Below are 11,131 nucleotides of genomic sequence, written 5' to 3'. Positions count from 1 at the left end.
CGGGCCGCCGCGGCCCGGCGGCGCGCCCGCCCCGTTGGCCCCGCCGCCGCGGCCGAAGGCGCCGCGCCCGGACGCTGAGGTCTTCTCCACCGCGGTCATTTCCTCCCCCGCTCCCTCGCCACGTAGACGGCCGCGATGATCACCGCGGTCTGCGCGATCTGGGTCCACGACGGCGGCAGGTCGTGCTTGATCAGCGTCGAGACGAGCAGCTGCATCAGCACCGCGCCCGCAACCGTGCCGGCCACCCGCACCCGGCCGCCCTGCAGCGGGGTGCCGCCCACGACCACGGCCGTGATCGCCGACAGTTCGATGAGTTGGCCGATGGAGTTGGGGTCGCTGGCCTGCAGCCGCGCGGTCGCCAGCACGCCCGCTGCGGCGGCGAACAGGCCGCACAGCACATAGACCGCCATCAGGGTGCGCCGCACCGGCAGCCCGGACAGCTCGCTGGCGCGGCGGTTGCCGCCGACCGCCACGATCCGCCGCCCGAACAGGGTCCGCCGCACGACAAAGGCGACCACCGCGACGAGCGCCACCGCCACCCACACCAGGTAGGGCACGCCAAGTGCCTCGCCCGCACCCAGCTCGCGCAAGCCGGGGCTGCGGATGCCGTCCAACTGGGGCAGCAGCACCAGCGCCAGGCCGCGCCCGCCGATCATCATCGCGAGCGTGGCCACGATCGCCTGCACCCCGGCGAAGGCGACCAGCGCCCCGTTGACCGCGCCCGCCGCCGCCCCCGCCGCCAACGCGACCAGCACTGCTACCACCGGCCCGTAGCCCAGGTACAGCGAGATCATCGCCGCCGCCAGCGCCATGACCGACCCCACCGACAGGTCGATGCCGCCGGTGGCGATCACCAGCGCCATCCCCAGCGAGAGGATCAGGACCGGCGTGACCTGCACCGCCTGGGTGCGGAAGTTCTCCAGCGACAGGAAGTTCGGGGTGAGCACGAGGTTGAAGACGAGGAGCGCGGCGACGCCGATGTAGACGCCGTACTCCTGCAGCCACGGGATGACCCGTTCGCGGTCGATGCGCACCGCGGGCGTGCCGATCGCTGTCATCGGCTCTCCTCCTCTCCCGCTCCCGCGGTGCCCGCAGCGGTCCCGGTGCCCGGGGCGCCCCCATCGCCGGCCTCGTCGCCCTCGCCGCCGGCCGCGGCGATGGCCCGCATCAGCGCGGCCTCGCTGACCTCGCCGCCACTCAGCTCACCCACCACGGCGCCGTCCTTGAGCACCACCACCCGGTCGGCGCCCTCGATCAGCTCTTCCAGATCCGAGGAGATCAGCAGGACCCCGAGCCCTTCGGCGGCCAGTTCGTCGACGAGGCGCTGCACCTCGGCTTTTGCGCCCACGTCGATGCCGCGGGTGGGTTCGTCCAGCAGCAGCACCTTGGGGTTCAGCGCCAGCCAGCGGGCCAGCAGCACCTTCTGCTGGTTGCCGCCGGACAGCTCGGACACCTTCTGCCGGGTGCCCGCGGACTTGATGCGCAGCCGCTCCACGAACACGTCCACCACCCGGTCGATGCGCCGCTCGGACACCAGCCCGAACCGCGCCAGGCGCGGCATGGCCGCCAGCGCGATGTTCTCCCGCACCGATAGCTCCGGGATGATCCCTTCGCTCTTGCGGTCCTCGGGCAGCATGCTGATACCGGCGCCGATCGCCGCGGCGGTGGACCTGCGGCGCAGCGGCACGCCCGCCACCGAGATCCGCCCCGATTCCAGCGGCAGCGCACCGGCGATGGCCCGCGCGGTCTCGGTGCGGCCCGAACCGAGCAGCCCGCCCAACCCCAGTACCTCGCCGGGCCGGATCGCCAGCGAGACGCTGTGCAGCCGCTGCGCTGCGTCCAGCCCTTCGGCGACGAGTACCGGCTCGGCGCCGCGCTGTTCGTGCGCGCCGCCGAAGGTGGTGGCCCCCTGCTTCTCGACCTGTGCCATCTCGCGGCCGAGCATCAGCGAGATCAGCCGCAGCCGCTCCAGCTCCGCCAGCGCACCGGTGTGCACGACGCGGCCGTCGCGGAGCACGGTGACGCGGTCGCAGATGCGGTACAGCTCGTCCAACCGGTGGCTGACATAGACAACGGTGATGCCGCGCTCGCGCAGCGCCCCGATCACCGCGAACAGCGTCTCGACCTCGCGCGGTTCCAGCGACGAGGTCGGCTCGTCCATGATGACCACGCGGGCCTCGGCCACGACGGCGCGCGCCAGCGCCACCATCTGCCGCGCGCCCATGGACAGCCCTTGGAGCGGGCGCGCCACATCGACCTCCACCCCGTAGTCGCGCAGGATGGCCGCGGCCTCGCGGTGCATGCGCGGAAAGTCGATCAGGCCGAACCGCCGCGGTTCGCGCCCCAGGAACAGGTTGCGCGCCACGCTGAGCAGCGGGATCAGGTTCACTTCCTGGTAGATGGTGGAGATCCCGGCCTGCTGGGCGCGCAGCGGCGTGTCGAACCGGACGGCCGTGCCGCGGTAGTGCACCTCGCCGCCGTCTGCGGCGTGCACTCCGGTGAGCACCTTGATGAGCGTGGACTTGCCCGCCCCGTTCTCGCCGACCAGGGCGTGTACCTCGCCGGGGGAGAGGTCGAAGTCGACGGCGTCCAGGGCGAGCACGCCGGGGAACCGCTTGGTGAGTCCGCGGGTCCGCAGGACGGGGCCGGCGGCGCCGGCCCTGCCGGTGGTTTCGGCCCCGTCCTGCGCTGCCGTAGCTTTCATCGCCGCTGTTGCCTCCTCTGCTGCTCGGCGCCCGCTGCACCGCGCCGCCGCGGTCCGCCGGCCGGCGGATGCGTGATCAGCGGACTAGTAGGCATTGGCCAGCTCTTCCTCGGCGTTGTCCGCGTCGTACTCGCGGTCGGAGATGACCAGCTCGGCGGGGACGTCCTCGCCCTTGCCGAACGACTCGTGGGCGTCGAAGGCCAGCGGGCCGAAGCGCGGATTGGACTCCACGACCGCGTAGATCCAGCCGTCGATGATGTTCTGCACCGCGGTCTCGGTGCCGTCGACCGTGACGATCTTGACGTCGCCCGGCTCCTTGCCGGCCCCGCGCAGCGCGGTCACCGCCCCGATGCCCATCTCGTCGTTCTCGGCGTAGACACCGTCGATTTCCGGCTGGGACTGGATAAGCTGCTCGGTGACCGACTGGCCGCCTTCGCGGGTGAACTCGCCGGTCTGCTCGAAGACGATCTCGATGTCGGGCGCCTTCTCCTTGATGCGCTCCTTGAAGCCCTTGGTGCGCTCGGTGGTGACGTTGTTGCCCGCGGTACCCAGCAGGATGGCGACCTTGCCCTTGCCGCCGACCGCCTCGATCATCTGGTCGGCGGCGCGGCGCCCCTGCTCCACAAAATCGGAGCCGATGAAGGTGACGTAGTCCGCGCACGGCTCGCCGGTGATCTCGCGGTCGATGGTGACGATGGGCACCTGTTTGCGCTCCGCCTCGGCCAGGACCGGTTCCCAACCGTCGGAGTTGAGCGGGGCGATGATCAGCAGCTCGGCGCCCTGCGACATCAGGCCCTGCACGTCGCTGATCTGCTGGGAGAAGTCGGACTGGGCGTTGGCGGTGATCAACTCGACCCCGCGCTTCTTCGCCTCCTGCTTGATCGAGGCGGTCTCGGTGATGCGGAATGGATTGGATTCCGCCTCGGACTGGGAGAACCCGACCTTCATGTCCTTCAGGTCGAACTCCGCCATGCCGAACTGCTCGATGTTGCACTTCTCGTCGCTGCCCGCGGCATCGTCCAGCACCTGGGCCTGTTCGGCTGCGTCGCCCGAGGCCTGGGCGCCGCCGCCGGCCTCGTCCTCGCCCCGCGCGCAGGACGTGGCGAGCAGGGTCAGCGCCGTGCAGGTGATCGCGGTGCAGACCGTTGCCGTGCGCCGGGGCGGGCGCCCGGCGCGGTCGAAGAGGTCGATTGCCATTTCCAGCCTCCACCAGAGAGGGATGTGCGAGCCGGTCAGGGGATGCGCGGTGCGCGCCGTGTGCCGCAGGGCCGCGGAGGGGTGCGGATGGGGATGGGGGAGCGGGGCCCGCCGGCACAGCCGGGCGGGCCGGGGGAAGAAGAAATGGGATCGGGACCCTGGCGGGCCCCGGGCCCGCCGCTGCCGCCTGCCCCGCCCGGCCCGTACGCGGCGGCCGGGGGAGCGGGCGGGACCGGACCGGCCCGGTGGGTCAGGGCCGGTCCGGCGCGCGGTTTACCCGGTCTCGGCCCAGGGGTCCTCGACCGCCCAGGTGGCGTCCTCATTGAACAGCTTCGACGTCTCGTAGGGCTCCGGGCCGCCGACACCGGCGAGCCAGAGTTCGGAGTCGTAGTGGCGCAGGTGCTGGTCGGGGAAGTTGTAGGAGCGCAGCGAGATCCCGTCGCCGGCCAGGCCGGGCGTTGCGCACCAGGTGGCGTCCTCGCGGAACAGCTCGGAGCCGTCGGGGGCCTCAAGCCGCACGCGGGAGGCGCGGTGGCGCAGGTACTCGTCGGGCTGGTTCACCGACTCCAGCGAGTAGCACCGGTCGTCGGCCAGCCCGGGCACGATCCGCCAGGTGGCGTCCTGCTTGAGCGTGTCGGAGCCGGACTCGTCGACCTCTGCGGTGAAACCGAGCGAGTCCTGGTGGCGGATGTAGCGGTCGTCGAAGCCGGGCGTGGTCACGCGCAGCGACTTCGGTTCGTTGACCGGCAGTTCGGCCGAACCGCCGACCGGGCGGCCCGCGATCAGGTCGCGGTGCGCGTCCCGCACCTTGGCGGGATCCACCTTGAGCCGCTGCCGGTCGTAGGTCCACAGGCCGTTCAGTTCGTTCTCGACATCGGTGATCTCGGTGTAGATGGCCGCGGAGATCCCGTTGGTGCGTTCGAGCCGCTGCACGCCCGCGGTCAGGCCCTCGTACCGGGTGGTCAGCGCGTCGCTGTCGGAGACCATCTCGTAGCCGAACCCGTTGCCGGGGCTCCACTCGTGGCCGTCGGCCCGCAGGCCCAGGCCGCCGTACTCGCCCAGCACCGCGATCCGGGAGTCGGTGGCCGGTGCGGGGTCGCCCGGGCCGACGTAGATGTGGGAGTCGATGACGTCGCCGTTGCCGGTGTCGTGCCAGCCCGAGGCGCCGGTGACCAGCCGCGAGGGGTCGCTCTTGGCGACCTCGTCGGCGATGCGCGCCCCGTCGTACTGGCCCCAACCCTCGTTGAACGGGATCCACTGGGTGATGGACGGCGAGCTGCGGTGCTGGTCGATCATCTCCTGCAGCTCGTGCTCGTACTGGTCCTTGGCGGCCTGGTCGGGTTGGCCGGCCATCGAGGGCATGTCCTGCCAGACGAGCATGCCCATGCGGTCCGCCCAGTAGTACCAGCGGTCGGGTTCGACCTTGACGTGTTTGCGGATGGTGTTGAAACCCAGGTCCTTAGCGGCCCGGATGTCGAACTTCAGCGCTTCGTCGGTGGGCGCGGTCGAGATCCCGTCGGGCCAGTACCCCTGGTCCAGGGGGCCCATCTGAAACACGTACTCGCCGTTGAGGACGGGGCGCAGCACGCCGTCGACCTTCTTGGTGCCGACCGACCGCATACCGGCGTAGCTCTCGACCCGGTCGCGGACCTTGGAGCCGCGGTTGAGGGTGACCTCCACGTCGTAGAGGAATGGGTCGTCGGGCGACCACAGGTGCGGGTCGGGCACTGGGACCTCGATGGTGGAGCCCGGCTTGCCACTGGCGGTACCGACCACGGTGCCGCCGTCGCGGACGGTGACGTGGGCGGTGGCCCCGCCGGCGCGGGCGGCGTGCACCACGGCGTTCAGCTGCTCGCCCTCCACATCGGGGGTGAGGTCGACGCTGGTGGTGTGCGCGGGGCCGACCGGCTCCATCCACACGGTCTGCCAGATACCGGAGTAGGAGGTGTAGAAGATCCCGCCGGGGTCGTTGCGCTGCTTGCCCACCGCCTGCCGGCCGGAGTCGGTGGGGTCGTGCACGCCGACGACCACCTCGTTTCCGCCCTCCTTGAGGGCGTCGGTGACGTCGAGGGAGAACCGGTCGTAGCCGCCGCGGTGGTCGCCCACCTTGGTGCCGTTGACCCAGACGTCGGCGCGCCAGTCCACAGCGTCGAAGTTGAGCTTGACGCGGCGGCCGTCCCAGGAATCGGGGACGGTGAAGGTGCGGCGGTACCACATGCGGTCGGTGTCCTCGCCGATTCCGGACAGGGCGGATTCCACCGGGTAGGGGACGAGGATGTTGCGGTCGAGGGATTGGCCGATGGGCGGCGCCTCGCCCTGCTTGGCCGGCGACCACTCCCATTCGCCGTTGAGGTTGCGCCACTCGTCGCGGACCAGCTGCGGTCGCGGGTACTCCGGCAGTGCGTTGTCGGCCGACACGTCGTCGGTCCAAGGGGTTTCCAACGGGGGTTCCAACGGGGTCCACTCGGCGGCCTGTGCGGGAGGGGCGGCCGTGAGGGGCAGGACCGCGGCCGTGGCAGCGGCGGCCAGTGCGGTGAGCAACGAGCGGCGGCCGCTGCCGCGGCGGGCGGGGCCGGTTGCGGGGGATGGGGAGTTGGGGGTGAGGAAGCGTCTCATCCGAAGCCTCCGGGTATGGAAGGATCAGCCCGGCGGTACGCGGTGCGCACCGTCGGCGGAACTCCCGCGTTTTACAACGTGGGAAAACCGCTTCTTTCAAGATGAGAGCACAGTCACATGTGCCTGTCCAGACCCCGGACGGCGGCGGGTGCGGCTCGCCGGTAGGTCCGCGGCACCGCCGGCCGCAGGCCACCGCGGTGCTGCCGCAGTGCCGCAGTAGGGCTGCAGCAGTGGTCGCAGCCGGTGCGCAGCATCCTTGTACGTGGCGGCCACCGATGCTGTATAACGTTGGAAAAGTCGGCAATCGATTCCGTGTGCCGGCACCGCCGCGCAAGCCGAGGCCCCGCCGGCCCGTCGGTCGGTAAGCGTCCCGCGCCGGCGCCGCGCCGTACCGCATCCGGTCCGCTCCTAGGCTCGGAGCGGCCGCGCGGATGCGAACCGGATAAGGGCGCGGGTGCGAAGGGGGCGCTGTGGTCATCAGCCTGAAGGACGTAGCCGAACGCGCGGGCGTATCGGTCAAGACGGTGTCGAACGTGGTCAACGGCTACCGCCACGTCACCCCGGCCACCCGGCAACGGGTGCAGCAGGTCATCGACGAACTGGGCTACCGCCCCAACCTGACGGCCCGCCACCTGCGCAAGGGCCGCACCGGCATCATCGCGCTCGCGCTGCCCGAACTGGGCAACCCCTACTTCGCCGAACTCGCCGACGCCGTGATCAGCCACGCGGCCGGGCTCGACTACATCGTGCTGCTCGACCACACCAACGGGCGGCGCGACCAAGAGGTGCTGTTCGCCCAGGGGTTTCGGGCACGGTTGATCGACGGGCTGATCCTCAGCCCCATCGAGCTGGAGAACGAGGACCTGATGGCCCGCGGCCACGACGCGCCGCTGGTGCTGCTCGGGGAACGCGAGTACGAAGCGCCCTACGACCACATCGCCATCGACAACGTCGCCGCGGCGCGCACCGCCACCCGGCACCTGCTCGACCTGGGCCGGCGCCGGGTGGCCTTCATCGGCGCCCGCCACGGCAGGGCGCGCCAGCCCGCCCACCTGCGGCTGCAGGGCTGGCGCGAGGTGATCGCCGAGTCGCCCGCCGCAGCGGCGGCCGGCGACATGGTGGCCACCACGGACGGCTACACGCGCCAGGACGGCGCCCAGGCCATGGCGCGGCTCCTGGATTCGGGGGCCGCGCCCGACGCGGTGTTCTGCTACAACGACCTGATCGCCATCGGAGCCATGCGCACCCTGTCCGAACGGGGCCTGCGGGTGCCCGAGGACGTCGCGGTGGTCGGTTTCGACGACATTGCGGACGGCCGCTACTGCTCGGCCACCTTGACCACAATCGCGCCGCACAAGCAGGCCATAGCGGAGGCCGCGGTCGACGCACTGCTGACCCGGCTGGACGGCGGCGACGGGGCCGACCGCGCCGAACCCCGCCGCATCCGGCCCGGCTTCGCCCTGGTCCGCCGCGAAAGCACGCTGGGCCGCCCGTAGGGAGGCCGGGCGGCCCAGCGGCTGTGCGGCGGAGTCTCAGCACAGCGGGGGAGGCGGGCCCGCGAGAGCGCCGGGACCGGCCCGGTGCGCGGTCAGGTCCGTGGCGGCGGGGACGCCGGCGGGGCCGCCGCCGACCGGGACGGCGACCGCAACGCCAGGACGGCGTCGAGGACGAGGAACACCACCAGCGACACCCCCAGCACCGGCATAAGCACCCCGATGGCGACGGTGACCGCCGCGACGGCGCACTTCAGCTGCCACGGCAGGGCGCTCCAGGAGCCGCGGGCGACCGGCGGCCCCAGCGTGCGGAGGCCGCTCTGCGCGGGCCGGCGGCGCCACCACATCCGGTAACCGAGCACGATCACGGTCATCAGCCCAACGACCAGTGCGGTCAGCACCAGCTGGTTCGCCACCCCGAAGAGCATGCCCATGTGGGCGTCGACCCCCCAGCGGGCGAGCTTGGCCATCAGCGGGTAGTCGGCGAAGCGGACCTCGTCGGTCACCGTGCCTTCGGCCGGGTCGACGGCGACCGAGTCCACCCGCGTGGGCCAGCGCTTGTCGAGCTGGGTCACCGTGTAGGCGGCGTCCTCTCCGGCGGGGTAGACCACCTCCACCGGTCCGGCCAGCCCGGCCGCGCGGCCCGCCTGCAGCACCCGGTCCACTCCCACGTCGCCGCTGGAGCGGGCGTCCGGCTCCGGGGGAGCCTCGGTCGAGACCGCCGGCGTCTGCCAGGACAGCGCCTCGCGGATGGCGGTGACATTGGACCCGGCGAACTGCGACCACGTCAGCCCCGTCGCCGAGACGCAGAACAGGCCGATCAGCAGCCACAGCCCCAGCGAGCCGTGGAAGGACATGGTGCGGCGGATACCGCGCGCCTTCGGCTCGGGCAGCAGCGTGGTGCGGATCCGCCGCTTGCGGCGCCGCCGCGAGATCCACAGTGCCGCGCCGCCCGCGGCGATCAGCCACATCCAGCTCGCCGCAAGCTCGCTGTAGAGCCGTCCGGCGTCGCCCAGGTGCAGATTGCGGTGCAGCAGGTCGGTCCAGGTGCGCACGGGCAGCGCGCCGCTGCTGCCGTAGACGGTCAGCGAACCGCGGACCTCGGCGGTGTAGGGGTCGACGAACACGGCTCGGCGGAAACTGTCGGAGGCTCCTTCAACGGCGAAGAGCACGCGGGTGGTGTCCTCGGGCCCGGGGCCGGGCCGCACGGCGTGCAGCGCGGCATCGGGCAGGACCTGCCGGGCGGCGGTCACCTGTTCTTCCAGCGGCAGCTTGGTGCCGCCGACAGCGGAGACGTGCAGTTCGCGGTCGTAGACGATCTCCTCGACCTGCGGTGTCCACACGTAGAGCAGGCCGCTGGCCGCGGCAACGAGGATGAACGGCGCCACGAGCACGCCGGCGTAGAAGTGCATGCGCAGCAGCAGCGCGCGCAGCGGTGCCCACCACGAGCGGGTCGGCGGACCCGCTGCGGCGGGGGATGGTGGCTGCTCGGTGCCGACACTGGGCCGGGACCGGTCGTCGATGGGCATGGGGGCCCCCATCCGTTGCGTTTCGGCCGCTGCAAGGGGCGGGCAGCGGGCAGCCGGTGCGACTGCTGCTTTAGAAGTCGGTTGGAACCCGCGTTTGGTTCCCGCGGATTCCCGCGGGTTCTTGCGGGGCGGCTTCGCGGGGCGGCGGGGTCGCCGCGACGGCGGGGCGGTGGGTCGGCGTCTCCCCGGTTGCGGGGGCCGGCGCGGGCGGCGCGGCGGTTCGCGCCCGGCCCCCGGCCTACTGCGCGGCCGCCTGGACGACCGACCGGGCGGTGTCCACGATCGCGGCCAGCCGCAGGTGGTGGGCGCCCGGCCAGTAGACCCGGCCGCAGACGGTGCAGCGGGCGAAGGTGTCGTAGGTGGCCCGCGTGCCCGGCTCCAGCAGGTGGGTGACCGCCTCCTTGGCAGCGGGCACCAGCGGCCCGTTGCAGGCGGTGCAGCGGGTCCACGGCGCCAGGTCCGGCGCGAACCGGTCGAGTACGTCGCGCATCTGGTCGTCGGGGTGCCGGCCGCGGACAAAGGCCCCCGCCGGCAGGGCGCGGCGGTGCAGCAGCCGGCGGTCCTGGGTCAGCAGCACGCGCCGCTGCTCGCCGGCCAGCTCGGTCAGGGAGTCGTCGTCGAGGTCGTTGCGGTAGGCGGTGTCGAGTCCCACCAGGCGCAGCCGCCGGGCCAGCGCGCCCAGGTGGACGTCGAGCAGGAACCGCAGCGGCTCGACCGGCGGCGGTTGGGGGCGCGTGATACCGCGGACGTCGATGGTCTCGCCCGGGGCTGGACGGTAGCCGGGACCGACGCCGCGGCCGCCGGCGGCCAGCCCGCCCACCTCGGTCAGCGGCACCCCGGCCGACTGCACCAGGTGGCCGGCGGTCGCGGTGGAGTCGCGGGCCGCGGGGACCTCGGCCCGGCGATTGCGCGCGGCGAGCAGGAACCGCAGCTCCGCCGCGAAGCGTAGCCGCACCTGGGGCGGGTCCATACCTCCAGGATGCCAGAGCGGGTGCGGCGGGGCCGGTGGCCGCGGCGGCGGGGCGAAGGGGCGCGTCGGTAGGCCCGCCCAAGCCCCCTTCGCCCCACCCATGCCCGCCCGCCTGCGTATCCGCGCATCGGCCGCGTGCCCGTGCCGCAGCGGCGCCGCCGCCCATTGCGGACGGCCGCATCGGGTGGGAACGGATGTCTTCCTGTGGAAGCTGACGGTTTCCTGAGAGCTTTCACATAAAATGGCTTCGACGCCTTGTTTATAACGAGGGGGTTACGGCACCATGAAGGGTGTTCGCCCGGTTCCGGACCGGGCGGGCGTCGCCCCCCGCGATGCCGTATTCCCGTTTGAGAACGCGATCCGTGACTTCTAATTCGCTCTCCGCAGCCACCCTCGCCCCCACCACCACAACCCAAACCGAATCCCCCCGCCGGTTCCTGCCCGAGGTGCAGGGGCTGCGTGCCGTCGCGGTCGCGCTCGTGCTCGTCTACCACGTCGACCACGACCTGCTGCCCGGCGGCTACGTCGGCGTCGACGTCTTCTTCGTGATTTCGGGTTTCCTGATCACGTCGCTGCTGCTGCGCGAGGCGCGCGATACGGGGCGGGTGTCGCTGGGGCGGTT

The 11,131-nt window shown here is 72.2% G+C and carries 8 protein-coding genes; 2 read left to right on the top strand and 6 right to left on the bottom strand.

What is annotated here, in order from left to right; translation table 11 throughout:
* Window positions 1-95: 95 nt before the first annotated feature.
* The 4 genes from ACYVD5_RS02985 to ACYVD5_RS02970 all read right to left on the bottom strand — a co-directional run bounded on the left by ACYVD5_RS02985 (window position 96) and on the right by ACYVD5_RS02970 (window position 6,517).
* On the bottom strand, window positions 96-1,058 hold the full coding sequence (locus ACYVD5_RS02985) for an ABC transporter permease (RefSeq protein ID WP_460999314.1): 963 nt from the start codon (window positions 1,056-1,058) through the stop codon (window positions 96-98).
* Entirely contained in the window at window positions 1,055-2,704 is a 1,650-nt protein-coding gene (locus ACYVD5_RS02980) for a sugar ABC transporter ATP-binding protein (RefSeq protein ID WP_460999313.1), read from the bottom strand. Before ACYVD5_RS02980 ends, ACYVD5_RS02985 begins: the two co-directional genes overlap by 4 nt.
* An 84-nt stretch (window positions 2,705-2,788) precedes the next feature.
* Complete coding sequence (locus ACYVD5_RS02975) at window positions 2,789-3,901, bottom strand: ABC transporter substrate-binding protein (protein WP_460999312.1); 1,113 nt, start codon at window positions 3,899-3,901, stop codon at window positions 2,789-2,791.
* Window positions 3,902-4,174: 273 nt separating this feature from the next.
* Entirely contained in the window at window positions 4,175-6,517 is a 2,343-nt protein-coding gene (locus ACYVD5_RS02970; RefSeq protein WP_460999311.1) for an AbfB domain-containing protein, read from the bottom strand.
* Window positions 6,518-6,987: 470 nt separating this feature from the next.
* Between ACYVD5_RS02970 and ACYVD5_RS02965 the strand changes: the two genes are divergently transcribed.
* Window positions 6,988-8,013, top strand: a complete 1,026-nt coding sequence (locus ACYVD5_RS02965; RefSeq protein WP_460999310.1) for a LacI family DNA-binding transcriptional regulator — start codon at window positions 6,988-6,990, stop codon at window positions 8,011-8,013.
* A 92-nt stretch (window positions 8,014-8,105) separates the two neighbouring features.
* On the opposite strand, the gene ACYVD5_RS02960 is transcribed toward ACYVD5_RS02965, so the two are convergent.
* Together ACYVD5_RS02960 and ACYVD5_RS02955 are read right to left on the bottom strand one after the other, a co-directional pair.
* Window positions 8,106-9,539, bottom strand: a complete 1,434-nt coding sequence (locus tag ACYVD5_RS02960) for a PepSY-associated TM helix domain-containing protein (RefSeq protein ID WP_460999309.1) — start codon at window positions 9,537-9,539, stop codon at window positions 8,106-8,108.
* Window positions 9,540-9,777: 238 nt separating this feature from the next.
* Window positions 9,778-10,509, bottom strand: coding sequence for a Mut7-C RNAse domain-containing protein (locus tag ACYVD5_RS02955; RefSeq protein WP_460999308.1), 732 nt, complete (start codon window positions 10,507-10,509; stop codon window positions 9,778-9,780).
* A 446-nt stretch (window positions 10,510-10,955) separates the two neighbouring features.
* On the opposite strand from ACYVD5_RS02955, the gene ACYVD5_RS02950 reads away from it, so the two are divergent.
* A partial coding sequence (locus ACYVD5_RS02950) for an acyltransferase family protein (RefSeq protein WP_460999315.1) occupies window positions 10,956-11,131 on the top strand: 176 nt, incomplete at its 3' end.

The sequence above is a fragment of the Streptomonospora sediminis genome (assembly GCF_054778995.1).
Note: the sequence above shows the minus strand (reverse complement) of the source record. Positions and strands in the feature narration are given on the sequence as shown.

Bases quoted from the DNA above. Each gene is read 5' to 3' on its own strand.
- ACYVD5_RS02985 (WP_460999314.1), bottom strand. From the start codon at position 1,058: ATGACAGCGATCGGCACGCCCGCGGTGCGCATCGACCGCGAACGGGTC.
- ACYVD5_RS02980 (WP_460999313.1), bottom strand. From the start codon at position 2,704: ATGAAAGCTACGGCAGCGCAGGACGGGGCCGAAACCACCGGCAGGGCC.
- ACYVD5_RS02975 (WP_460999312.1), bottom strand. From the start codon at position 3,901: ATGGCAATCGACCTCTTCGACCGCGCCGGGCGCCCGCCCCGGCGCACG.
- ACYVD5_RS02970 (WP_460999311.1), bottom strand. From the start codon at position 6,517: ATGAGACGCTTCCTCACCCCCAACTCCCCATCCCCCGCAACCGGCCCC.
- ACYVD5_RS02960 (WP_460999309.1), bottom strand. From the start codon at position 9,539: ATGCCCATCGACGACCGGTCCCGGCCCAGTGTCGGCACCGAGCAGCCA.
- ACYVD5_RS02955 (WP_460999308.1), bottom strand. From the start codon at position 10,509: ATGGACCCGCCCCAGGTGCGGCTACGCTTCGCGGCGGAGCTGCGGTTC.